This is a genomic window from Bdellovibrionales bacterium (assembly GCA_018266295.1).
Classification (GTDB): domain Bacteria; phylum Bdellovibrionota; class Bdellovibrionia; order Bdellovibrionales; family Bdellovibrionaceae; genus JACMRP01.
Genome location: JAFEAQ010000014.1, coordinates 72,212 through 96,534, shown reverse-complemented (window position 1 = coordinate 96,534; position 24,323 = coordinate 72,212). Strand labels below are relative to the sequence as shown.

General features: G+C 48.2%; 25 protein-coding genes. 15 read left to right on the top strand and 10 right to left on the bottom strand.

From position 1 onward, the window contains the following. Positions 1–204 precede the first annotated feature (204 nt). From queA to JSU04_15475, 8 genes are all read left to right on the top strand, one after another. Positions 205–1,224 (top strand): tRNA preQ1(34) S-adenosylmethionine ribosyltransferase-isomerase QueA, encoded by a 1,020-nt coding sequence (queA, locus tag JSU04_15510; GenBank protein MBS1971719.1) that lies wholly within the window; start codon positions 205–207, stop codon positions 1,222–1,224. Continuing rightward, positions 1,212–2,336, top strand: coding sequence for a tRNA guanosine(34) transglycosylase Tgt (gene tgt / locus JSU04_15505; protein ID MBS1971718.1), 1,125 nt, complete (start codon positions 1,212–1,214; stop codon positions 2,334–2,336). The genes queA and tgt overlap by 13 nt, the downstream gene beginning before the upstream one ends. A 162-nt stretch (positions 2,337–2,498) precedes the next feature. Continuing rightward, positions 2,499–2,765, top strand: coding sequence for a preprotein translocase subunit YajC (yajC, locus tag JSU04_15500; protein ID MBS1971717.1), 267 nt, complete (start codon positions 2,499–2,501; stop codon positions 2,763–2,765). Continuing rightward, positions 2,765–4,453 carry a protein translocase subunit SecD gene (gene secD, locus JSU04_15495; protein ID MBS1971716.1) on the top strand — a complete coding sequence of 563 codons (1,689 nt, stop codon included), beginning with the start codon at positions 2,765–2,767 and terminating at the stop codon, positions 4,451–4,453. Before yajC ends, secD begins: the two co-directional genes overlap by 1 nt. Positions 4,454–4,462: 9 nt before the next feature. Further along, the gene (gene secF / locus JSU04_15490; protein MBS1971715.1) at positions 4,463–5,416 is read left to right on the top strand and encodes a protein translocase subunit SecF; all 954 of its coding nucleotides are present in this window, start codon (positions 4,463–4,465) and stop codon (positions 5,414–5,416) included. 159 nt (positions 5,417–5,575) lie between these two features. Beyond that, on the top strand, positions 5,576–7,291 hold the full coding sequence (gene recJ / locus JSU04_15485) for a single-stranded-DNA-specific exonuclease RecJ (protein MBS1971714.1): 1,716 nt from the start codon (positions 5,576–5,578) through the stop codon (positions 7,289–7,291). Positions 7,292–7,305: 14 nt separating this feature from the next. Next, a complete protein-coding gene (gene queC, locus JSU04_15480; GenBank protein ID MBS1971713.1) occupies positions 7,306–7,992 on the top strand; it encodes a 7-cyano-7-deazaguanine synthase QueC in 687 nt (228 codons plus the stop codon). 8 nt (positions 7,993–8,000) lie between these two features. Then, a complete protein-coding gene (locus JSU04_15475) occupies positions 8,001–8,570 on the top strand; it encodes a DUF366 family protein (protein ID MBS1971712.1) in 570 nt (189 codons plus the stop codon). Here JSU04_15475 and JSU04_15470 read toward each other — a convergent pair. From JSU04_15470 to JSU04_15460, 3 genes are read right to left on the bottom strand one after another with little or no spacing between them, the layout of a single operon-like run. Then, entirely contained in the window at positions 8,567–8,902 is a 336-nt protein-coding gene (locus JSU04_15470) for a DMT family protein (protein ID MBS1971711.1), read from the bottom strand. The genes JSU04_15475 and JSU04_15470 overlap by 4 nt on opposite strands. 8 nt (positions 8,903–8,910) lie before the next feature. Continuing rightward, positions 8,911–10,515, bottom strand: coding sequence for a Na/Pi cotransporter family protein (locus JSU04_15465; protein MBS1971710.1), 1,605 nt, complete (start codon positions 10,513–10,515; stop codon positions 8,911–8,913). A gap of 8 nt (positions 10,516–10,523) precedes the next feature. Then, on the bottom strand, positions 10,524–11,288 hold the full coding sequence (locus JSU04_15460; protein ID MBS1971709.1) for a DUF1275 domain-containing protein: 765 nt from the start codon (positions 11,286–11,288) through the stop codon (positions 10,524–10,526). A 114-nt stretch (positions 11,289–11,402) separates the two neighbouring features. Between JSU04_15460 and JSU04_15455 the strand changes: the two genes are divergently transcribed. Further along, on the top strand, positions 11,403–11,813 hold the full coding sequence (locus JSU04_15455; GenBank protein ID MBS1971708.1) for a (deoxy)nucleoside triphosphate pyrophosphohydrolase: 411 nt from the start codon (positions 11,403–11,405) through the stop codon (positions 11,811–11,813). On the opposite strand, the gene JSU04_15450 is transcribed toward JSU04_15455, so the two are convergent. Next, positions 11,810–12,208 (bottom strand): DUF393 domain-containing protein, encoded by a 399-nt coding sequence (locus tag JSU04_15450; GenBank protein ID MBS1971707.1) that lies wholly within the window; start codon positions 12,206–12,208, stop codon positions 11,810–11,812. The genes JSU04_15455 and JSU04_15450 overlap by 4 nt on opposite strands. Positions 12,209–12,275: 67 nt before the next feature. Here JSU04_15450 and JSU04_15445 point away from each other — a divergent pair, with 67 nt between their 5' ends. Next, positions 12,276–12,893 carry an LON peptidase substrate-binding domain-containing protein gene (locus JSU04_15445; GenBank protein ID MBS1971706.1) on the top strand — a complete coding sequence of 206 codons (618 nt, stop codon included), beginning with the start codon at positions 12,276–12,278 and terminating at the stop codon, positions 12,891–12,893. Here JSU04_15445 and JSU04_15440 read toward each other — a convergent pair. Continuing rightward, positions 12,890–13,816: a COX15/CtaA family protein gene (locus JSU04_15440; GenBank protein ID MBS1971705.1), complete on the bottom strand. Its 927-nt coding sequence runs from the start codon at positions 13,814–13,816 to the stop codon at positions 12,890–12,892. The genes JSU04_15445 and JSU04_15440 overlap by 4 nt on opposite strands. A gap of 195 nt (positions 13,817–14,011) precedes the next feature. On the opposite strand from JSU04_15440, the gene JSU04_15435 reads away from it, so the two are divergent. Next, positions 14,012–16,672, top strand: a complete 2,661-nt coding sequence (locus JSU04_15435) for a response regulator (protein ID MBS1971704.1) — start codon at positions 14,012–14,014, stop codon at positions 16,670–16,672. Here JSU04_15435 and JSU04_15430 read toward each other — a convergent pair. Continuing rightward, a complete protein-coding gene (locus JSU04_15430) occupies positions 16,587–17,996 on the bottom strand; it encodes an AarF/ABC1/UbiB kinase family protein (GenBank protein MBS1971703.1) in 1,410 nt (469 codons plus the stop codon). The genes JSU04_15435 and JSU04_15430 overlap by 86 nt on opposite strands. A gap of 58 nt (positions 17,997–18,054) precedes the next feature. On the opposite strand from JSU04_15430, the gene JSU04_15425 reads away from it, so the two are divergent. After that, positions 18,055–19,362: a deoxyribodipyrimidine photo-lyase gene (locus JSU04_15425; GenBank protein ID MBS1971702.1), complete on the top strand. Its 1,308-nt coding sequence runs from the start codon at positions 18,055–18,057 to the stop codon at positions 19,360–19,362. 8 nt (positions 19,363–19,370) lie between these two features. Beyond that, positions 19,371–20,780 carry a TIGR01777 family oxidoreductase gene (locus tag JSU04_15420; GenBank protein ID MBS1971701.1) on the top strand — a complete coding sequence of 470 codons (1,410 nt, stop codon included), beginning with the start codon at positions 19,371–19,373 and terminating at the stop codon, positions 20,778–20,780. Here the strand turns inward: JSU04_15420 and gloB are convergent. Both gloB and JSU04_15410 read right to left on the bottom strand, forming a co-directional pair. Continuing rightward, the gene (gene gloB / locus JSU04_15415) at positions 20,777–21,505 is read right to left on the bottom strand and encodes a hydroxyacylglutathione hydrolase (protein ID MBS1971700.1); all 729 of its coding nucleotides are present in this window, start codon (positions 21,503–21,505) and stop codon (positions 20,777–20,779) included. The two genes, JSU04_15420 and gloB, sit on opposite strands and share 4 nt — an antisense overlap. Continuing rightward, the gene (locus JSU04_15410) at positions 21,468–22,061 is read right to left on the bottom strand and encodes a RimK family alpha-L-glutamate ligase (GenBank protein ID MBS1971699.1); all 594 of its coding nucleotides are present in this window, start codon (positions 22,059–22,061) and stop codon (positions 21,468–21,470) included. Before JSU04_15410 ends, gloB begins: the two co-directional genes overlap by 38 nt. Before the next feature lie 254 nt (positions 22,062–22,315). Between JSU04_15410 and JSU04_15405 the strand changes: the two genes are divergently transcribed. Continuing rightward, positions 22,316–22,777 carry a (2Fe-2S)-binding protein gene (locus JSU04_15405; GenBank protein MBS1971698.1) on the top strand — a complete coding sequence of 154 codons (462 nt, stop codon included), beginning with the start codon at positions 22,316–22,318 and terminating at the stop codon, positions 22,775–22,777. A gap of 108 nt (positions 22,778–22,885) precedes the next feature. Continuing rightward, complete coding sequence (locus JSU04_15400) at positions 22,886–23,404, top strand: hypothetical protein (GenBank protein ID MBS1971697.1); 519 nt, start codon at positions 22,886–22,888, stop codon at positions 23,402–23,404. A gap of 3 nt (positions 23,405–23,407) precedes the next feature. On the opposite strand, the gene JSU04_15395 is transcribed toward JSU04_15400, so the two are convergent. Beyond that, positions 23,408–24,034, bottom strand: a complete 627-nt coding sequence (locus JSU04_15395) for a pyroglutamyl-peptidase I (GenBank protein MBS1971696.1) — start codon at positions 24,032–24,034, stop codon at positions 23,408–23,410. Continuing rightward, on the bottom strand, positions 24,034–24,321 hold the full coding sequence (locus JSU04_15390; protein MBS1971695.1) for a (2Fe-2S)-binding protein: 288 nt from the start codon (positions 24,319–24,321) through the stop codon (positions 24,034–24,036). Before JSU04_15390 ends, JSU04_15395 begins: the two co-directional genes overlap by 1 nt. Positions 24,322–24,323 lie beyond the last annotated feature (2 nt).

Here is a 24,323-nt window from a genome sequence, read left to right as displayed (position 1 = left end):
CATGTAAAATCGCGCCTGGGAGAGTTTTTAGGCGGTCGTGCCAAAGTTTGCTAGCGGTGTAAACAAAGCTTATGCGCAGACAGATTGAGAGATGCATTTCCGAACATCTCCGAAATTTCCGGGCGCTCCCATATTAACGCTGCGTAGCTAAAGTGGTTCAATCCAGGGTTTCGTGCTTGGCGTTTCTCTGTTAAAACTCAAACCATGAAAGTCACAGACCTTGATTTTACCTACCCCGAAGAATTGGTGGCAACCGAGCCGCAATACCCCTCGCGGGTGATGAAAGTGGACCTCTCTCGCGGAGGAACTCCCCAAGAAATCAGTCTTCAACAAGTCCTTGAAGATATTCCTGCAGGGGATCTGCTTATCATCAATAACACTAAAGTGCTAAAGCGCCGTGTGTTTGCTGGGGACATCGAAATTCTGTTTCTTTCGCAGAAAACTCCGACCACTTGGGAAGTGCTTTTTCCTTCACGCAAATACAGCATTGGAGAAAAAATCGATCTTCCTGGTGGAGTGACGATGACCCTCACGCAAAAGGGCCGTCCGCAAGTGGTCGAGCTCAGTCAAGCCGTGACCGAGGATTACTTCACTCAACATGGCGAACTGCCACTTCCTCCATATATTCAAAAAGCCCGCAACGAGCGCCACACAATTCAAGACGACGAGTCTTGGTACCAAACCAAGTGGGCGCAGAAACCAGGGAGTTTCGCAGCTCCAACCGCGAGCTTGCATTTTCATGAGCAAGAGATGGTTTTCGTAAAAGGCCGTGGTGTTAAGGTCTTAGAGGTCACTCTGCATGTAGGACTTGGAACTTTTCTGCCGGTGACTGCCGAAGATTTAGACCAGCACGATATGCATGAAGAATACGCTGAAATCCCTAAAGTGGTTTGGGAGTCCATCGTTCGCGCGCGCATGGACGGCCGCAAAGTGTGGGCCCTCGGCACGACTGCAACCCGCGCTTTAGAGTCCGCGGCCGGCGGCCACCTTAAACAAGATGTGCACGGAAACCTCTCGGGGTTTACCAAAATTCTGATTCAGCCGCCGTACCAGTTCAAGGTCGTTGACAGGCTCTTGACCAACTTCCACCAACCGCAATCGACCCTTCTTGCATTAGTTTCAGCCTTCGCGGGTTTGGATACAGTAAAAGCTTGCTATCAGTGGGCGATTGCGAGAAATTTCCGCCTCTTTAGCTACGGGGACCTCAGCGTATGGATCAAATAGGTAAATTCACACTCCACAAAACCGAAGGCAACGCCCGCCGCGGAACTTATACGACTTCACATGGCTCTTTCGAGACGCCGGTGTTCATGGCGGTCGGCACCAAAGCCACGGTGAAAGCGATGACTCCTGAGGAACTCACGGATTGTGGGACTCAAGTTGTTTTGGGGAACACCTATCACTTGCATCTACGTCCTGGCGAAAAGCTCATCAAAAAGATGGGCGGCTTGCATAAATTCATGAACTGGAACGGCCCGATCTTGACAGACTCCGGCGGATTCCAGGTGTTCTCGTTGTCACAGCTTCGTAAAATGAGCGAAGAGGGTGTTGAGTTCCGTTCGCACCTTGATGGCGCTAAGCACTTCATCAGTCCCGAGAAGAGCATGGAGATCCAAATGGATCTCGGTTCTGACATCATCATGGCCTTTGACGAGTGCTTGAAGTACCCGGCAACCGATGACGAAATCAAAAAATCTATGGATCTTACTTACCGCTGGTTGCTTCGCTCCCGCGATGCGATGACTCGTCCGGAAAGTTTGCTCTTTGGAATCGTGCAGGGCGGTTTGAGCCTTGAACATCGTAAGTACTCACTTGAACAAGTCACGAGCGTCGACCTTCCAGGTTACGCTTTGGGCGGCTTCAGTGTGGGCGAGCCGATCCACTTGATGCATGAGTTGATGCCGAATATTGCGCCACTCATGCCGGCCAATAAGCCGCGCTACTTGATGGGCGTGGGCACGCCGACGGATTTGATTCTTTCGATTGATGCCGGCATCGATATGTTTGACTGCGTCATGCCAACCCGGGTGGCCCGCAACGGGACGCTTTACACTTGGCAGGGTAAGGTCAGCATCAAACGCAATGAATACCGTGAAGATCCGGGGCCGCTCGATCCAGAATGTGACTGTTACACGTGCAAGAACTATTCGCGCGCGTACCTTCGTCATATGTTCTTGAGTGGGGAAATCTTAGGCTCGCGCTTGAACTCGATTCATAATTTGCATTTCTATATGAAGTTAATGGAACGAGCTCGTCATGCTATTGAAACAGGCACATGGGCGGCTTTCCGTGACGACTGCCTAACGCGTTTCATTAAAAAGGACGCAAGCCTCTAGCAGAATTCGAGTTTCCAATCATAAACGATTGATTTCGTTAGCAGAACATGGTCAATTTTTTACTTCTATTTTAAGTGGAGGTTGTTCATGTATTGGTTACTCTTTGGTTCAAAAGCATTTGCTCAAGCAGCAGGCGGCGCCGCTCAGCCATCTGGATTAGAAATGTTTTTGCCATTCATTTTTATCTTCGTGATTTTCTATTTCTTGATCATCCGCCCACAGGCCAAAAAACAAAAAGATCACCAGAAGTTCGTGACGGAACTTAAACGTGGTGACGCCGTGATCACGACCAGCGGTATCCTTGGCACTATCGAAGGAATCAACGACACTTTTGTCACTTTGGAAATCGCGGATGGAGTTCGCGTAAAGATCTTGCGTAGCCAGATCTTGTCATCTCAGGCAAAAGCAACAACAGAAGGAAAGAACTAATGGAAAGTTTGCGTTGGAGAAGCGTGCTAGCGGTATTGGGTGTTGCACTCGCGATCGTGTGGGTGACACCGAATGTTGTGAACATGGAAAACAAATGGTGGCCATCGAAAGCCAAATTGAACTTCGGTTTGGATATCCAAGGTGGATTGCACTTGGTGATGGGCGCGGACGTGCAAGGTGTGATCGCTGAATCCACGGGACGTTTGGTGAATAGCCTCAAAGCAGACTTCGCAAAAGAAAGCATCGGCGTGACTGATGTAAAATCTTTGAAAGCGGAAGAAGGCGAAATCACCATCACGGGTGATAAGGCAACTTTGGAGAAAGCTAAAGAGTATTTGAATAAGCACTACGGCACGACTTTGCAAATCATGAGCGAAAATGATGGCGAAATCGTGACTCGTTACTTCGACAGCTACTTGAATGACTACAAGCAAAAGGTCATCCATCAAGCCATCGAAACAATCCGTAACCGTATCGATGAATTCGGTGTGGCGGAACCAAGTATTACTCAACAAGGTGACAACCGTATCTTGGTTCAGTTGCCGGGTATGGCCGATGCTGAACGCGCCAAAGAGTTGATCAATACAACGGCGAAATTGAATTTCATGATCGTTTCTAACGACAAAGGCATTCAAGAGTTGCAAGCGATGATCGCGGACGCTGAAAAAGCGGGTGGTTACTCGATGGCGACGATGAAGTACTCTGAGTACGTCACTCGTTTGAACAACGATTTGAAAGCAAAGTTGCCAGAAAAAACGGTTGTGTACTTCGAAAAATCTGAGAACGCGACCAAAATGGAAATCGGCGCAATCCCTTATTTGTTAAAAACAGATACAGACTTGGACGGTGGCGCTTTGGATGACGCTTTCGTCAGCTACGGCCAGTACGGTGAACCAGAAGTGGCTTTGACTTTCAACAGCCATGGCGCGAAGCAATTCGCGGATTTGACTGGAAGTCACACAGGTCAACGTATGGCGATCGTTTTGGACAGAGTTGTTAAGTCTGCTCCAAACATCAAAGACCGTATCTCGGGTGGCCGCGCGGTCATCACTTTGGGTGGTGGTCGTGATCGTCAAAAGGGTATGGAAGAAGCGAAGATGATTTCAACAGCTTTGCGTGCGGGTGCTTTGCCTGCAACTCTTGAGCAGTTGGAAGAGCGTCGCGTGGGTCCGTCTTTGGGATCTGACTCTATTAATAAAGCTAAAATGGCTTCTTATATCGGCGCGATCTTGATCGTGATCTTCATGGCGGTTTACTACCGTTCTATGGGCATCATTGCGGATATTTGCTTGGCTGTGAATATCGTGTCGGTGTTTGCGCTCCTGACGTCTTTGGGTGCAACTCTGACATTGCCAGGTATTGCCGCAATTGCCTTGACCGTCGGTTTTGCCGTGGATGCGAACGTTTTGATTAACGAACGTATTCGTGAAGAACTCCGTGCGGGTTCTTCTTGGAAACGTGCTTTGCAAGAGGGTTACCACAGAGCCATGTCTGCGATCGTTGATGCGAATATCACGACGGCAGCGACAGCGGTCGTATTGTTGTACTTCGGTACGGGCCCAGTACGTGGTTTTGCGGTGAACTTGTTGATTGGTATCGTGACGACGATGTTTGCAAACGTATTCCTTTCTAAAGTGATCGTGGATACATTGGTGAACAAAATGGGCGTTAAGAAATTGTCTGTATAGGTGATGAACATGGAAAAAAACGTTAATAAAACAAATCCGCAGGACTCCGCTGGCCGTGTCGACTTCGTCGGTAAAGTCGGCCTCTTTGGCGGTATTTCATTGTTGTTGGTGATTGTTTCTTTGATCTACCTTGCAATCCACGGTGTAACTTGGGGGATCGACTTCAAGGGCGGTACTGAGATGCAGGTGAAGTTCGGTAAAGAAACTCATATTGATCAAGTTCGTAAGGCGACTGAAAAATTGAACCTCGGCGAAGTCGGTGTTCAAAGCTTTGGTGACCAGAATGAGTACATTATCCGTTTCCAAGGTGAACACGGTAAAACTGATAAAGAAACGAATGAGCTTTTGAACGCGTCGATTGCGCGTTTGAAAGATGCTATCAGCAAAGACCTCGTTGCCAATGAGCCAGATATCCGCCGTGTTGATACGGTGGGTCCTCAAGTGGGTGCGGAGTTGAAGCGTAATGGGTTCTTGGCGGTATTCTACTGCCTGATCGTGATCCTCGTGTACGTAGGACTTCGTTTCGATTATAAATTCGCTCCGGGTGCAGTTGTGTGCTTGGTGCATGACGTGATCATCACTTTGGCGATCTTCGTTTTGGTGGGTAAAGAAGTGAACGTACCAGTTTTGGCAGCCTTGTTGTCACTGATCGGCTTCTCTTTAAATGACACCATCGTGGTATTTGACCGTATTCGTGAAACCGAAGGTCACTTCCGCGATAAAGGAATTAACTTTATCGTGAATAGAGCGATCAATGATATGTTTGGCCGTACGATCATTACTTCCGGCACGACATTCGTATCTGCCCTTTGCTTGTATTTGTTTGCTGATGGAACTGTTTCAGATATCGCGTTTGCGATCTGTATCGGTATCTTCTTCGGTACATACTCTTCGATTTACGTGGCAGCACCTTTCGTGTTGATCATGGAAAAATTGAAGCTCGCGCGCGCTAAAGCAGCATAATCTGTCCGGTGATCGGCGTAAGCCACTTACCGGTGTGCAGCAAGGTGCGTAAGCTTCGAGAAAGGCGGCTGAAAAGTCGCCTTTTTTGTTTTATAATGTTCTATCTTTCGGGGCATCGCCTGGATGGTGGCGCCCTTTAATTCAATCAAAGGAGCAGGAATGAGTCCTCTTTGGAGATCGCGAGATCAAGAGATTAAACCGGCAGAAGGACCTTTTCCTCCTCTGATCGGCAAGATCCTCGCATCCCGGGGATTTGCCGCTTCTGAGCAAGTCGATAAGCTTTTGTTTCCGAAACTCACGGAATTAAAAGAGCCAATGCTTTTAAACGGCATGGATAAGGCTGTTGAACGTTTAGGCCGAGCGGCGATCAATAAAGAAAAGATCTGCATCTATGCCGATTTTGACTTAGATGGCACCTCAGGATTGGCGCTACTAAAAACCGGCATGCTGGCTTTGGGTTTTACCGACGTTATTCATTATCAGCCAAAGCGTTTGTCGCAAGGTTACGGTTTTCATGCTGATGTGGTCGAAGAACTCCATAAGCAAGGCGTGAGTTTAATTGTCACTGTGGATGTGGGCATAACGGCGAACCCCGCAGTTGAAACCGCGCAAAAGCTCGGTGTGGACGTGATTCTGACGGATCATCATTTGCCGGGACCTGTCTTGCCGCCGGCTTATGTTGTCGTGAACCCTAATCAGGAAGCCGATGTTTCGGGCTTGGGTTATCTCTGCGGCGCAGGTGTCGCGTTCTATTTATTGCGTGCTTTGAAACGTTACTTCGTGGATCATCCGGAGCTTCCGAAAAATAATTTTGATCTTAAAGACGTTCTAGATTTTTTTACGATTGCGACCCTCACGGACATGGTGCCGCTTTTGGACGACAATCGCGTGCTCGTGAAGCACGGACTATTAAAACTGGCTGAAACAAAGCGCTCGGGATTGCGCGCGCTTTTGATTGAGCTTGGTCTTGATAACCGCGCGCTGACGAGCCAGGACGTCGCCATTCGTTTTGCGCCGAAGCTGAATGCGCTTAGCCGCATGGAATCTGGTATTTTACCGATTGATTTGTTTCTCGTTGATGACGACGGTAAAGCCAGTGAAATGGTTCGTCAGGTTTTGAAAAACAACTCCACACGCGTGCAACTGCAGAGTGATGCTGAAGCCGAAGCGATGGAGCTTCTTAAAGACTGGAACCGCGAGAATTTTGTCTTTGTAGCGTCTCGCAATTTTCATCGTGGGGTTGTGGGACTTATTGCTACCAAACTTTCCCAGGTCTTTAATCAGCCGGCCTTCGTCGGCGCTTGGGGTGATGACAACGTGATCGTCGGCAGCGCGCGCTTACCCCAAGGGCAAGAGGCTTGCTTGGTGGAGGCGCTGACCTCAGCGGGCGATTTGCTGAGCCGCTTTGGCGGTCACTCCGCAGCTTCTGGTTTTGAACTGCACGCAGATAAGCTTGAGGGTGTGATGGATCGCCTGGAAAAGCATTTCCACGACCTTCATGAAAAGCCAAAAGCGGTTGAAGTGTTCTACGATGTCGAAGCCAAGCTTGCAGATGTCGGAACGCCATTGATGAAGTGGTATGATTTCGTCGGTCCGTTTGGCACGGGCTTTACAACGCCCCTGATTCATTTTCAGCGAGTGATGGTGCACTCAAAGAAAAGCCTTAAGGGCGGTCACTGGCGTTTGAAATTGCTTGATGGTGACGGAGGACCTTCCAGTCAAGAGGCCTTGTTGTTCTCTCCTTCGCCTCGTCAGCTTCAGGTTCTCGAGAGTGAAGTGGTTTATCTGGATGTTTTAGGTGAACTTCAGTGGAATTACTTTGCCGGCCAAAAGAGTATTCAGATTTTAGTCCGTGATTTGCGTCCGAGTAACTAACAGGGTTTTACATCATGAAAAGAAAAGCTGTCGTCTTATTGTCTTCAGGGCTTGATTCCTCGGTGAATCTTTTTGAGGCCGCTCAAAAAGAAGAAGTCGTTTTAGCGCTGACGTTTGACTATGGCCAAAAGGCAGCCAAGAAAGAGATCGAGCATTCGGCAAAACTTGCGGAGTATCTGAAAATCCCGCACAAGGTTGTGTCTTTGCCATGGTTTAAGGACTTCAATAAGTCTTCGCTATTGGTGGATTCCGAAGCAGTTCCTACAGGGAAAAATGTCGATATTCAAAGCCATGAGCAGTCCCTGCAAACGGCGAAATCTGTTTGGGTGCCAAATCGCAATGGTATTTTTCTCAATATCGGAGCGGCATTTGCCGAAGCCCTTGGCGCGCAGATTGTGATTCCTGGTTTTAATGCTGAAGAAGCCACGACTTTTCCTGATAATTCCGAAGCTTTCATGAAAGAGCTCACCACATCGCTCTCGTATTCGACAGCGAACCACGTGCAAGTCGAGTGCTTCACTGTAAAGTTGCAGAAACCGGATATCGTCAAGAAGGGAATGGCGTTGAATATGCCATGGCATCTTCTCTGGCCGTGCTACTTCTCGAAAGAGAAATGGTGCGGCGAGTGTGAGTCTTGCCTGCGCTCAAAACGCGCGTTTGCAGTTGCTGGTGTGGACGTTAAAAATTTATATCTCGCATAGGAGTTTTCATGCAGAGTCTTTTCATCAAAGAAAAAATCACCTACGACGGCACTCAGCTGAAATCCTTGTTTGCATATCTGACCTATGGGGTCCTTGGAAACTCGATCGTCAGTTGGACGGGGCCTTGTGATATTTCTTTTGAGCACATGGTCGACGGCGAGGATCTGTTGGCGAAGTCTCCGATTGCGGGGGCTGAAATGCTTCACTTTATTGTTGAGGTCTTTGATCGTGATCTATTCTCGGGAGTGGCCCTGCAGAGGCTATTTGCCTCAATCATTCGTGATTATCTGCAAGCTGAAGCTCATGTAGCTCTCGGTAAAGCGCAGCTGGAGCGCGATGGGGATGATATTTTCTGGGGTGAAAAGAAGCTCAATATCAGTATCGCAACGAAATCGCCGGTTTCAACGATGATTCACTTGGCAATTAACTGCACCAACAAGGGCACGCCGGTTGAGACTTGTTCGCTTGAAGATTTAAAATTAAGTCCTGAGAAGGTCGCTCAAGACGTGATGGAAAAATTCCAGCGCGAATTTGAAGCGATTCTCAAGGCGACTCAGAAAGTCCGTCCTGTCAATTAGGCGCCGCGAAACATGAAGTAAACGGCGCCCACCATGCAGAGACTTGCCCAGAGGAAGTCCAATTTAATGGGTTGCTTCATGTACATGACTGTAAAGCCGGCAAAGACGATCATCGTGATGACTTCTTGGATGACCTTTAGTTGAGGAAGCGAGAAGTAATCAGAACCGATACGATTGGCAGGGACCTGTAGGCAGTACTCGAAAAAGGCAATGCCCCAGCTAACCATGATCGCCATCCATAAGGCGCTGGTTTTAAAATTTTTTAAGTGCCCGTACCAAGCAAAAGTCATAAAGACATTTGAAAGAAACAGCAGGCCAATACTACGCAACATAAGAACTCCTATTGTTTCTGCGTCGAATACGCGTGGTTACAGAGCAAGCTTGCGATACGGCGGTACTCGCTCAAAAGATCCAAGTGAATGGAGCTTGTATTGATTGAATCGCGCATTCCGCGATTCAATCGGCCGATATGGTTTTCACGAAGAGAAATCTCGTGCTTCGCCAGCTCACGCTTCAGCTGAATCACTTCAGGGCAGAGCTCGCGAGTTTGGTACGAATTGATCGCCATTTGCGCAACCATCACTACTTGGTTGTGCAGGCTCTTAATCTCAGACATGCCTTCGTCAGAGAATTCCAAGTGAAGAGCATTTTTCTTAATCGCCAAAGCGATAATATTGATGTCAATCGCATCGGCGGCGCGCTCAAGATCGCTGATAAACATGATCATGCTCATGATGTTCTGGTGTACGACCGTCGTGCTCTTGTTAGCATGATCAAGAAGGAACATCTTTGTTTCGCGGTAAAGGAAGTCGACCTTGTTATCACGCTCTTTGATCGATTGAATGAGTGCCGGATCTGCCGTTTCAAACAGACGGATAGAATCTTCGATCATGCTACGAACAATGTCGGCTGTCCGCATGATTTCGCGATTTGCATAAGATACGGCAAGAGCGGAGCTTTGATAGTTGTTCAGATTCACGAACTCCGTACCAAATGCGTCCTCAGGATTTGGCGGGAACATTTTTTCAATAAAACTCGCCGCTTTGTTGATAAATGGAAAGAAGGCAATGGCTGAAATGACGTTAAACGCCAAGTGACCGTTTGCTGTCATACGTGAAGGTGTTGTGTTGAAGGTCTCAAGGAACTCGATAAAGATATTCGTGAATGGATAGAAGAGCACCGCACTTAGAAGTTTGTAGAAGAAGTGGGCCCATGCCACTTGCTTACCGATGTGATTGCTGCCAGCCGCTGCGATCAAGGCGACAGAGGTTGTGCCGATGTTGGCACCGTAAACCCACAACATGGCATCGTAGATAGAAATCACGCCGACACTTGCAAGGCTCATTGCGATACCGATTGTGACCGCGCTGCTTTGTACGAACATACAGAAGGCCATCGAAATCATCAGCGAGTACATGGGGTTGTCACGAAGGGATTTGAATACGTCCTTCATCATCTCCATTTCGGCGAAATGGTGGGCGCTGATACCGATAAATTTCAGACCCAAGAACAGCATGCCAAAACCCATAAATACCATGGCTATATTTTTAAACACCGGTTTTTTTGCGCGGAAGTAAACAGCAAAAGCCACCGCAAAAAGGGGCAAAGCATACTGACCCAAATCCAAAGAGATCAATTGCACGGTGAGTGTGGAGCCAATCGCAGTGCCGATAATAACACCCATCACTTGACGAAGAGTGATTACGCGGGCTGAGCCCAAGCCCACAAGCATAGAGGTCACTGCGCCTGAACTTTGCAAAAGAGTGGTTAAAGAAATACCGACAACGATGGAAAGGAACTTGCTTTCGGACAACTTGTGCATCAGGCCCGTGATTTTATTGGCCATCAGCTTTTCGAGAGAGTGGCTCGCCATGCTCATGCCATACAAGAAAATTGCGATGCCGCTGATCAAAATAATAAAATACGAGTTGCCCAAATCAATCATTACACGTCCTAACTAGCGATCTTATTTTTCAGTGACATCAAGGTTTCTTTTTTGAAGAAGCTAAGGCTAATCATCCACAACAGAGCCGAGATCGCAAATGGAATGACAAACCCCCAGTATTGCACCGAAAGGTAGATAAAAGAAGATAGCGTAGATCCGAAGATAAATGAAGAGATAATCCCGACACGCATCCAAGTAGCGCGGACTTCGTTGTGACGTTGCTCGGGCTTTTGGGAATTCGAGATCAAGCGGACAAGGCCGATGCCAAGATCCGTAGAGATGCCGGTGAGGTGAGTCGTGCGGACGATGGCACCAAAGGCTGTTGTCACCATGGCGTTTTGCAACCCGCTGGTCAGCGCAAGCAGGGCAAGCAAAATATAATCGCGGGTCATAGAGAGCGGCTCACCAAAAACGCCAAATTGGCCGGCAACGCCTGCACTGAGAGTTGTTCCCATGAGGACAGTCATTAGGAATAAAACAGTGGCATACTTCGGAGGCTGATTCTTAATCAAGCGACGGTCGACAAGAAACGCGGAGATCATGGCGCCGCAGATGAAGAAAATCGGCACCGAAAGCATGCCGACGGCCATTTGTGTGTGACCATTTGCGACTTCGATACCGAAGGAAGTGCCGAAACCAGTGGTGTGGGTGACGAAGCGATGGCAGGCTAGAAGTCCGCCGGCGTTGACCACTCCGGCTTGGAAAGCGAGAGCTAACCAGATGAAAGCGTTGCGAACCGAGTAATGAGAGAGATTGTCGGGGCTTGAAAACATGGCTGCTTAAAATATAGCAAAAAAGCCTCCGTTTGTTAATGAACTCTTTGTTTCATGGGACTCTGTGGATATACTTTAGTCTGGCTGCCTCATTGAAGGAGTTTTGCTTTGAGTTTGCATCAACAAGATGGCGTTCACGTCGTGGCTGCTGTTCTCTATCGGGCCGGAGAGGTGCTGATTTTCCGTCGCGGTCCAGGCATGAGTGGTGCCGGCCATTGGGAGTTTCCCGGCGGCAAGGTGGAAGCTGGTGAGGACGCTACTTCCGCTTTGAAGCGGGAGATTCTCGAGGAGATCGGTATTGTCATCGAAGTTGAAAGCTACATCGGCGAGAATATTCACCAGTATCCGAGTAAAAAAATTCGCTTGAGTTTCTTTTGGGCAAAAGTGCCGCCAGAGCCATTTCATCTTGCCGAACACGATGCTTATCGCTGGGTGAAACCAAAAGAACTTGATGTGCAAATACTATCGGAAGCAGATCGTCCGATTGTTGAAGTTTTGAAAAATGATTTTCGTATGAAGGTCTAGGGGAGAAGGCGTTCTTTCTCTTCGGCGGTCGGAAGGCGGCAGACTTCGCGTTGACCAAACCACGCATAACGGTTTTTAGCCACCCACGTATAGAGGGCGTTTCGTAAAAAAGGTGGAAGAAAATATCCCACGGCAAACAAACGATAAACACCGCCGAGCCTAACAAGAATTCTTAATACCGCTTCTGAGCGAGTGATTTTGTGTCCATTTTCGAGAAGAATGACGCTCGTAAGTTCCGAACGCTCTTCAGGGGTGAGTAATTTTACGGCAGTTTCTCCTTGGAGGGGGGCGAACTGGAAGTGACCTTGGACATCCTTTCGGAGAACAGTATCCACAAATCCGTTACACAGATGACAGATGCCGTCAAAAAAGATTATTGGCCTTCCTGCTTGCATTTTTTCACCTAGCTTTTGCCTTCTGACCTTCCTATAATCAATCTTCAATCTGTGGAGCTGAATTGTCATGGAAGTTTTTTTGTTCCCCCTCGTCAATGTCAGTCTTTTTCCGAAGACGACAAAGCCTTTGAACATTTTCGAGCCTCGTTACTTGGAAATGGTCAAAACTGCGGCTGATAAAAAGCTTCCAATCGCTATTGGTTTTATCGAAGACGCCTCTCAGGTCGCACCCGTGAAACCTGGCGAGTCCGTTTCCTATGTACGAGCCGTGGCAGGCTATGGCTATCCACAGATTGTTGAGGAGCGCTTGAATGGAACGTTGCTGGTTTTCCTTCAAGGAGCGGGTAAAGTCAGGCTTGGCCGTGTCGTAGATCGTGGCACACCTTACTTGGTGGTCGAAGCGACAAAAGTCGAAGAAAACACCGAAGTTCTTCCTGAGAACGAAGCCGGTCTTGATCATTTGCTAAAAATTCTGACTCGCTGGATTCACACTCATATTCCGGATGCTCAACAGCAGGAAATCTTTATGCGCAGTCTTTCAGGGCCTGAAGAGATCGTCGGTGCATTTTCATCATATTTGATTCGCGACTACGATTTGCAGCAGATGTCTTTGGAGTTCAACGATATCAACGAAAAGATTCGTTTCCTTCACCGCCTCACAGAATCTAACGAGCTCACCACCTAACGGGTGAGCTTTTTCAAAACATACCAGCGTAAAAGCACGATCCACACCAGGTGGGCGATGAGAAGATGAAGGACCTTCATCCAAATCGGCGCAAGACTAAAGAGCGTGAGATAGCCAAAGACCACCGCCACCGCAAACATCAGTGCTACTTGCAGAGTGCTTTTGCGAAGAACTTCATTGGTTTCGTCCTGTGATTTTAGCCAGAAAAATAGTGCAAGCCCGCCGCCGATCAATGTCGCCAAGATCGGGTGCGAAATACGAATACGCAAAAGATAGTGGGCATCCGGAGCAAAATCTTTTGTGATGCCTTCAAGGACAGACTCTGACGGGAACAGTGTCGAGGATAAAGAAGCAAACGCGCCGGTGATGGCGACCACCACAAAGAACACCAAGAACGCAAGTGCTCCCTTTGGCAAAGGTTTCTTCGCCGCTACTTTGGCAGCCGCCAAAGCTCGTGTCGGCAAATCACTCGAGAAGAGAGCGACCAGCGCCACCATGCCTGAGAGCAATAAAGAATTCACTTGGTGCAGACCCATCGCAAACAGACGGAAGAAAGAGTCATTATTGCCTACAAGCCCAAACAGAACGAGTTTTGCGCCCAAGAGGGCTTCGGTGATCATTAAAACGAGAACTGCAAGAAGCGCTTTACGAAGAGCGGTGCCTTTCGGAGCGATTTTACGCCCCATCCAGTACATGTAAATCACAAGCAAACCAAACAGGCCTGAAGTCATGCGATGGCTAAACTCCACCCAGGTTTTCTTATGTTCGGCTTCGGGAATCACCTGGCCGTTGCACAGAGGCCAGCTCGCGCCGCAGCCGTCACCCGAGTGGGAAATCCGCACCCACGCCCCCCATAAAATCACAAGCAAGGTGTAGAACAAGAGGAACTGAGCGAAGCGGTGCAGTTGAGATTGTGTTTTCATGAAATCTGATTAGCACCCGGGGTTTAGGGGGTCAATGTTTGACCGCACTTAAAAGTCCATTTCGGGAGCTAGATAAAGTTATCCTGTTTTCTTCTTAATCGACACGAAGCGAACGGTCTCTGAGACACTATAGAGAATCCATTTGGAAAGTTTTGTTTATACCCTTATACAGTTAAACCACTGAGGAGCTGAGAGTTGAGCCTACTGCGCTATCCTGAAAATCTGGTCGGAATAAAGGATCGTTTCTTTAACAAGTACCTGTGGGCCTTCTATGTGCTCATGGTACTTCTTGTGGGCTGCCTCTTGGCTTTTTCTATTTTTTCGGCGCGAGCTCAACTAAAAGAATCCGCATTTTCTCAAACCCGTTCTTTGACCTTGGCTTTGGATGAAATCAACCGCCGCCAATTTGATGCGATGGCCGTCCCTCTGGAATACATTTCAACCCGCATCCAAGAACGCGGTGGCTTAGACAATGTCAGCGATGCGGATCTCAATCGTTTCTTTATACGGGCGCAGGGCTTCCTTGCTGAGGGCTTTATCCGTTCAATTTACGCCGTCGATAAAGAAGGCCATGTGCGCTTAACAACATTGGTTCCGTACGGCCAAAAACTGACTGTTTCCTATAAAGACTCTCCGGATTTTAATTACCTCCGTACGCAAAAGAACTACACCGTGTTTTCGTCAGCATCGGCTTCTGAGATCGACAAGCGCAAAGTGATTTCTCTTAATAGAACTCTTCGAGGCGCTGATGGCCGCTTTCAAGGGTTGATCGGAATCACTCGCTCGGTTGAGGACTTTGAGACCTTTTACCAAAATTTGCATCTTCCTCGGGGAGTGAGTTTCACGGTCTTCCGTGATGACGGCAAAGTTATTTACCGCTTTCCTGACCTCAGCGGTGCTGAAGGAAAGAGTTTTGCTTTCTCTCAAAGTATTAATATGGGGGGCGAGGGCGTTATTGAAGGCACGAGCCGTATCGATGGGTTTGAAAAAGTCGGCTACTACAAATTTTCAAAAGCTTATGGCTTAATGACCTACGTTGGCTACAACACCGATGCGATCTTTTCCGGCTGGAGGCTGGTCAGCTTCTCGGTGCTTGCGATTTTCTTGATCTTCATGAGCGCACTGATGTTTTTAACCAATCTCGTACGGAAGCGCCAGGATTCTCTGCGCCAGACCCTGGAAGAGCATGCCGCCAAAGAAGATCTTATTCGCCGTATTCAAGAGAAAACCGAAGTTCTGACCGGCCACGATTTCCTGCGTGAGCTTGGTTTGCAGATTTCAAAGGCCTTCGAAGTTCGGAATGTCGCAATCGGTGTTCTCATGCCGGAGCATTCGAATGCGGTGAAGTTTGTTGTCAACTGGGTTGATGGCACGTTCGGTACGGATTACATCTATGATCTTAAAAACACGCCATTTGATAATTTGAAGCCGGGCGAGTTCTTTGTTTATCCAAAATCGGTCAGCAAAATATTCACTCAAGATCCCATGCTGAGTTATCGCAATGTCGAGTCCTGCATGGGGCTCGTGCTCCAAGACTCTGAACAGCGTGCGATCGGCATCATGATGATATACAGCGATAAAGAAATGGTGGATCTGCCGCTCAAACGCACAGTTCTTTCAGTGTTTGCGGCGCGCGCGGGGGCCGAGCTCGAACGAGTGCACACTGATGAGATTCGTAAAGAAGTGGAACGTCTGCGCAAACAAATCGAGGAACGGTCGTTGCAGTCAGAAAAAATGGAGGCCATCGGAACGCTGGCTGAGGGCATTGCCCATGACTTTAATAACATTCTTGCCATTATTCTTGCGACGACCGAGAAAATGTTGAGTCTTCACAAGGATCCGAAAGACCAACACTACCTCGAGGCGATTAAGCGTGCTGGCCATAGAGCACGTCACTTGGTGGCGCAGATCTTGATTTTCAGCAGAAAAGACGAGTCTTCCGTGCAGCTCATTCAGATTAAGAAAATTTTTTCTGAAGTGATGGATTTCTTGCGAGCGACATTGCCAGCGCAGATCCGTATTACCTTGGATCTGGCAGACTGCGGAGATCTCAATATCAATGCGGATCTGAATCAGATTCAGCAGGCGCTTCTGAACCTGTGTGTTAATGCAGCAAGGGCGATTGGCACAGAAGGCGGAGAAATCCGTATCACACTTCGACAAGCGCAAATCAAAGATCGTCCTTACGTGAAGTGGAGTTTGCATTACAACGGCGAAGAAATGGATCGTGATGAAATTGAAAAGATTTTCGACCCATTTTACGCACAAAATATCGGTATGGTGGTGGTGCAAAGGATCGTCAGCAATCACCAAGGATTTATCGATGTGAAGAGCGCCTCCGGACAAGGAACTGATTTTGAAATCTTCCTTCCGGTGGTTGTAAATACAGAGGCGGTCGAGGAAGCGAAAATGACTCCGTATAATTTCAAGTCGGCGCAAAAAGTAATGATCGTCGACGATGAGCCGGAAATTGGTTCCTTGATCAAGGAGCTTCTGGAGATTGAAGGACTTCAGGTGGATGCATTTGTGGATCCGATCACGGCATTAAAAGCGTTTACCGAGCTGCAAAGCCAGTATTTCATGATTATCTCGGATCTTTCAATGCCGGGCATGTCCGGCGTTGAATTCGCGCGCAAAGTGCGTGAGATGAACAAGAAATTGCCGATGGTTCTGTGGTCCGGCTATCATCAGTTTCTCGATGAGGAATTGCAGGATCTCAACGTGAAAATGCTGAGTAAGCCGGTGGATGTGCAAAAGCTTTTAACTCTGATTAACGCCGAGTTGAGCCAGCTGAGCGCTCCAGATATTTCAAAAGAAGCTCCCGCCCCTGACAGCGAGCCCGTAAGACCGACATAAAAATAAACACTCCGCCGGTCTTGCGATCGAGGAAAATCACTTCCCGCGGTGGCGTTCGCCAGGCGTGCTGCCGGATCACCGTAAAGATTTTCTTTGATAAGCGTTGCGGGAGATCCGTGTTTTTCCAGTCGTAGTTCCCTTTGTCGTCCATCACTTTGGGGGGCAAGCGGGGATCGTCCGGTGTTAAGAACGGTTCCACAAATTCAAAGCAGAATTCTTCAAAGAGCGCTCTCAGTTCGGACTTATCGTTTGGATCCAGGAATTGTAATTCCTCCGCCGCCGCACGAAGCCCGGTGTCGTCCGCTTCAAGAGCCGCCCCTATCATGCGCTGATAAGGAACCATGAACTCAGGTCCATAGGTGCGGGTTGCGCCGAAGTCGTAAAGGACGATATTGTGGGTGCCATCTGTATTTAAACGAATTCCGTAGTTTCCGATATGAGGATCGGTTTGCACCGTATGCCAGAAGAAAAGTTCTTTTAAGTACAAATCCAAAAAATCCAAGGCAATTTCGTTACGGCGTTTGTCAGAGAGCGATTGAACTTCGACGCTGTCAGCGCGGACTGAAGGCTCGTAAGACGTCGCTAGGATCCGACGGTTGGAAAACTGCGGATAGACTTTAGCGACAACGTAGCGGGAATCATCCTGAACGCGCTCATAGAAATCTTGAGTGAGCCGCGCTTCCAGTTCGTAATCCGTTTCTTGAACGAGCATATCATGCACTTCGCGGAAGATGGGCTCGAGATCAAAGTCTTTCGGCACGAGTTTTAATATCCCTAAAAGACTTTTCAAGGCCTTGAGGTCACTGTCGATCGCTTTATCGACATCCGGGTATTGAATTTTCAGTACGATCTCTTCACCGGTGGCTTTGATGCGTGCACGGTGAACTTGGCCCAAGGAGGCGCATGAAAGCGCTTCTTTTTCTATCTCGAGCTGCGAAAGCTGGTCCGGTGAAAGATTTTTGCGAATGACAGGTTCGATGGCGGACCATTTTAAAGCCGGGGAGTCCGACTGAAGACCTTTTAGAAACTGGTTGGCTTCCGGCGGAAGAAAATGTTCACCATACATCGAAAGCATTTGGCCGGCTTTCATGAGGCTGCCTTTGAGTTCGCCGAGTTCGCTGCTGACGGCTTGCGCTTGTGTTTTTACAAAGCTCTTCCAGTTATCGGCTTTGTCCTCTTTTGAGGAAAAGGTGTTCTTCAGGCTATGACCGGCAAGGCTTGCGCCCGCGTTGATGGTCATTTTGGCCATGGACAGACTGCGTGAGAAAACCGAAGACTTGATCTTATTGAGCTCTTTTACAGGTGGTTTTTTGTCTTTAGGCATAGCTTTTGTCCCTGACTTATTTTACGTTAAAGTTTGAAAAACTTTAAACATAAAGACGATGGGTTCCATGAATTTTTTCTGGTTTCGAAGAGATTTGCGCCTGGATGACAATGCGGGGCTTTATCACGCTTTGCGTGAAGGAAAACCTGTTCTTCCGGTCTTTATTTTTGACACTGACATTCTTGAAAAGCTTCAAGATCAAGACGACCGCCGGGTTCAGTTTATTTATGAAACCGTCGAGGAACTGAAGCGTGCGCTCCAGAAAAAAGGCAGTGACCTCTTGGTTCGCCACGGAAAGCCCAAAGAGGTGTGGGCGACGCTTTTAAAGGAGCATAAAGCGTCTGCGATTTTCTTAAACCATGATTATGAACCCTCCGCGAATAAACGCGATTCCGAAATCTCTGAACTTTGCAAGTCGCTGGGGGTGACTTTTTCTTCTTTTAAAGATCAGGTGATTTTTGAAAAAGATGAAATTGTCACGGAGGCCCGTAAGCCTTATACGGTGTATACTCCCTATAAGAAAAAATGGCTCGCGGGCCTTTCTGATTTTTATCTGCAGTCTTATCCGACAACACGCTATCTGCCGAATTTAGCAAAAGTGAAAAAGCCGGAGGCAATGCCGGCCATTACGAGCATTGGTTTTCAAAAGACAGACTTTGAGTTTCCTTCTCTGGAGTTGTCAGTAAAAGTTTTGAAAAACTATGAGAAAGACCGCGACTTCCCTGCGCTTGAAAATGGCACGAGCCATTTAGGGCTGCACTTGCGCTTTGGAACCCTGAGTGTTCGCGAGCTTGCCCGCGAGGGGCGCAAGTTTTCGCAAGTCTGGCTCAGTGAACTTGTGTGGCGTGAGTTTTTTATGCAAATCCTCCATCATTTTCCAATTGTCGAAACGCGGAGCTTTCGTGCGGAGTACGAAAAAGTTGCTTGGCGAAAGAGCAAATCCGACTTCGAACGCTGGTGCGAAGGGACCACGGGGTATCCCTTGGTCGATGCTGGTATGCGAGAACTCAATGCAACCGGGTATATGCACAACCGCGTCCGAATGGTGACAGCAAGTTTTCTGACGAAGCATCTGCTCATTCATTGGTATCAGGGTGAACGCTACTTTGCGCGGCGACTCTTGGATTATGATCTTGCGGCGAATAATGGCAATTGGCAATGGGCAGCGGGAACGGGTTGTGATGCGGCTCCCTACTTCCGGATTTTTAATCCTCAAGCTCAGCTCGAACGATTTGATAAAAATAGTTTGTACGTCCGGAAATGGGTTCCAGAATTTGGTACTTCCCGATATCCTGAGCCTATAGTAGATCATACATTTGCACGACAAAGAGCCTTGGACGCTTTCAAGACTGCTTTGAAGAAGTAGAGGGCGTTATGAAAGTACTCATGACTGGAGCTACAGGGTTGATTGGCAGAGAGCTTGGTAAAGCTCTTGTGAACCGTGGCGATCAAGTCTACGTCGTAACTCGCGACGCAGAGAAGGCGCGCTCGACGCTCCCTTTCCCGTGTGAAATCATCCCTGGCAATCTCACGGAAGCTCCGCTGAAAGAGCATCCGGATCTGCGTTTGATGGACGCTGTGATTAACCTTGCAGGCGAAAATATCGGCGGTGGTCGGTGGAATGAGTCCCGTAAAAGAAAAATCTATGAGTCGCGCATTCTTGGTACTCGGAATCTGATTCAAAGTCTGCCGGTAGCGCCAAAGATTTTTATCAGCGCTTCGGCCGTTGGTTATTATGGCTCCCAAGGCGACACGCTTCTGACTGAAGAGAGCCCCGCGGGAGAAGATTTCTTGTCGCAAGTTTGTCAGGACTGGGAAGAGGAACTTTTGACTTTTTCATACGGCGAGGCTCTGGCGGCGACTCGGGTGGTTTCTATCCGCACCGGAATGGTGCTGTCGTCCCATGGCGGAGCGATGGAGAAGCTTTTGCCACTTTTCCGTCGCGGTCTTGGTGCGGTTCTTGGCGAGGGCAAGCAGTGGATGAGTTGGATTCATGTCGAGGATGAAGTTGGTTTGATTCTGCACGCTCTGGATAAAAACTCACTGCGCGGGCCCATGAATTTGGTTTCACCAAATCCAGTCACAAATGAGGAGTTTTCTAAAACGCTGGCTTCCGTTTTAGAGGTCGGACTCGCACCGCGAGTTCCGGCGATGGTGCTTTGGGCGTCGATGGGCGAGATGTCAGCGCTTGTTTTGGATTCACAGCGGGCAATTCCGCAAGTGGCGACGCAAACAGGATACAAATTTAAATATCCTGATCTAAAAAAAGCTCTGGAAAATGTTTGCAATAAAAATGACGAAGAGATTTTTGTCTCTGAACAGTACTTGCCTTGGAAGCCTGAAGAGATCTTTCCATTTTTTAGCCACGCGGGAAATTTGCAAAGAATTACGCCGCCGACTTTGGATTTTGAAATCGTCTCGAGTTCTTCTGAAAAGATTCAAGCAGGCACTGAGATCGTTTACCGCCTGAAACTTCGTGGTATGCCGATGCGTTGGAAGAGTCGTATTGAAGATTGGAATCCTCCTTTTCATTTTACGGATACGCAGATCGAAGGACCTTATACGCTTTGGCACCATAGCCACGAGTTCCGACCGTTTGCCGGCGGCACTTTGATGATTGATCGTGTTCGCTATGTTTTGCCCATGGGCAGTATTGGCAATTTGCTGGGGGGAACGATTGTACGTAGTGAGATTGAAAAGATCTTTGCTTACCGCCGCGAATATCTGATTAAAAATCTTGAACGGGATCTCGGTTTTAAATCCGAGACCGGTTTGCATCCTTAAGTCTTAAAATTATTTCGCTCTTCGCGGAGTGCGATGAAGTCCGCTTCGTTTTTTGCTTTTAAAAATGGATTGAGCTCTAGTTCTTGATTTAAAGGAAACGGCACGGTCGGTTTACCTTGGCTGCGCAGGGCTTGCACGTGCTGCGCAAAGTTTTTAAGCGCCGGATCTTCTGGAAATTTCTCAAGACAAAATTTTAAGTTCATCTCTGTGTATTCATGAGTGCAGTGAATAATTGTGCTGGGGTCCAATGCTTTGATTTTTCCGAGGCTCTTGTAGTGATCCTCGATGGTCCCATCGAAGATGCGGCCACAGCCAAGGCTAAAGAGCACGTCACCGCTAAAGAGCCATTTTTGTTTTTCCTCGAGGTAGGCAATATGACCCATCGTATGCCCTGGAAGGTCGATAATTCGGAACTGCATGCCGGCTTCAAAAACAAAATCATTTTCTTGCAAGTAGACATCGGCAAAATCAATCAGCTTTTGCTCTTTTAAAGGCGCATAGATTTTAACGTCGAAAGCTTTTTTAAGTTCTTGCGCGCCACCGATATGGTCCCAGTGGTGGTGGGTGAGAAGAATGCCACGAGGACGAAGGTGCTCTTTGAGGATAAAGCTCTTCACTGCATCCGCTTGGCCGGGGTCAATAATGACACATTCTTTTGTTTGCCCGTTGGTCGGAATGAAAACGTAGTTATCTTTGAGAATGGGAACGGCAGAGACTTTCAGCATAGAGAACGATTTCCTTGGCGATATTCTTCTGACTACATTTTTCAATACCTTCGAGCCCAGGGCAAGGATTGACTTCAAGGATAAGACCTCCTCGATGAGACCGGACCAAATCGACACCGGCATAATCTAGGCCCAGTCGATGAACGGCGGCAATACACAAATCCTGTTCCTCCGCAGTGAGGGTCACGGACTTTGCCGTGCCTCCCAATGAAAGGTTGGAACGAAATTCTATCAAGGGGTTTGTCGAAGAACGCTCCATGCTGGCAACCACGTTTTGACCGATCACAAAAGCGCGAATGTCATGGCCTTGGCTTTCGGCAATAAACTCCTGAAAGAGCACTTCGCGGCCTTGTAATTTCATCAGGCAGTCAGAAAGTTCATTGTGATTTTTGCAGAGGAAAACGCCTTCCCCCTGGCTTGAAAGGCAGTCTTTTACGACCACGGGGAAGGTGGTTACTTCGTTGAAAATTTTCGGTTGAGGTAGGGTTCCGAGAATTTCATGGGCGCGTTTTTTGTGGCGTGCCTGATGAAAAAAAGGCATTGCATTCAGAGTCACTTTCGCGCCGGAAGTGTTTTGTAATTTCTCGAGATTGGCGAGGGATTCTTCATAGCGAAAATTTCCGAGGCGGGGAATGAGGATCTCGGCCGTTTCTTCGGGGGACTCTGGGTTGACGATGAGGGGCTCGTGCCCGAGAGAAGTGATCTCCTGGACCAATCTCCGGGTGGAGTAAAGGGTCGAAAGACGACTCAATATAAGAAACTTCATTCCTAGCCTTTCACTTCATATCGATTCGCATAGAATATACCAATATGTCTACGTCAGGTGAAAATAGAAAATTCAGTGTTGGACTTGAAGGCCGTGACCGTATTGAAGTCAATATGGACGGATCAGCTCCGAAAGTTCAATTCCGTGGTTGCACGGAGATGATGAGTCTTATGCAATCGATGCGTAAGAGCTTTGGCGTCGACATTCAACAGTGGCCAGTTCCAAACGGCACGAGTCATTCCGAGATTCTTTTGCGCGAGTTGATCCTGAAGCTTCGCGGTGAGTGGAATTACCCCTATAAGGAAGCAGAAGTCTGCCATTGTCGTGGAGTTTCTTGTCAGACGATCGATCAGGCGATCGTGGCCGGAGCGCACACGACGACCTCGGTGAGCCGCCAAACTAACGCCAGCACGAACTGTGGGACTTGTAGACCCGACGTGCAAAAGATGATTGATTATCGTCTTAACGGCGGCACGATCGCCATTCCCGCTAAGAAAAGCGCCTAACAATTAGACATTTTTGTCGACTTTACAGGGCCTCGCAAGGGCCCTTTTTGCATTTGTAGAGAAGCTCTCGGAAATCGTGTAAATTCGCCTCTTTAAGAGGAGTTCTTTATGCTTTCTACTAAGATGTCATTGGTCACTCTCTGTGCTTTCGGTTTTGCGCTTTCAGCGTGCAACACGAACAAAACGAATCTAACACCCCAGCAGAAAGCCATTCTTCAAGAACAGCAAAAGGCTTTGCCGCAAACTCTGCAGATTAAATCCGGCGCTTACAATGTGACCGTTGAGTGTGCTGACGCTACAAAAACTGAAAAGCTTAAAACTCTTCACTGGGTTGTGAACTTTAAACCCAACGAACAATACTTAGAGAGCCAGCAAAATTTCGATCTAAATTGTGAGGACGCTTGTTCCGCGGTAGAGACCGGCTCGGTTAGAGTCAACGAAGCTCAAGCCGTCTTTACTGTGTCGCAAAGATTGAATGCAAAGAATGAGTATGAGTCCGTGGCAACGCCGACTTCAAAAACTTACTTCGTGATGTCTTATGATCGTATCTTTAGTAAGCTGACATTGATCGACAATTCGGACAAGAATGTCTGCCAAGGTAAGATGATCCTGACTTTGCAACAGTAGCTGTTAGGCTGTTAAAAGATTTAAAAGCTCGCTGACGATCCGCACCTGGGTCGTCAGCTTCATCGAAGGCGAACCTGGATTTTCATCAATCTGCTCAGGTAAAAGCGGCAAGTGAACGAACAAAGGCAGAGTTTTAGAGCCGCGCAACTCATGCGCCATTTTAAAATACAAATTATTACAAACATAAGCTCCGGCAGTCAGAGATACTTCTGCGAGCTTCGTCGGGTATTCAAGTCCTTCGGCTTCGCTGCCAACAGAGGACAGAATTTCTTTCCATGCTGATGGAAAGAAATCGACCAGGTAAGAATCCGGAGCGCCACCGAGAATTCTGCCGCCTGCCGGGCACTCGCCGTCGTTATCGGGATTTTTACTTTCCATCCAATTCAGAGCAACACGTTCGAGCGAAACGAGCGCACGGCCGTTGGCTTGTCCAAGCATAATCACAAAGTCGTAGTGGGGTTGGGCGCTGAGGTGTTTCTTAAGTACGGCGAAAGAATTCTGAAAACTCACAGGTAGGAAAACCGCCTCGATGTCTTGGCGTTCTTTCGTGAGTGCTGTGAGGACGCGTTCAGAAGAATTTATGCTGTGATGAAGAAAGGGCTGAAAGCCCGTGACTAAAATGCGCGCCATTAAGATTCTCCGCCGCTTTCGTTTTTGCTACTACTTGCCGGAGCCGGCGCTTTGCCAGTGGTATCTTCAATGATCTTTTCGGGGAAGGTTCCGGTTTTGAGATAGTGATCAAGCAGGGGGCCGAGTTTTCTGCGGCAAGATCCACCGCACGGGCCCACGCCCGCCATAGTTTCATCGAAGATCTTATTCAGAGTGTCGCAGCCACCATTGGCAATAGCGTCCTCAATCACGTCGCGAGGAACGTTGTTGCATCGGCAAATAATTTCGGCGCGTTTCTTTCTTTGCATCG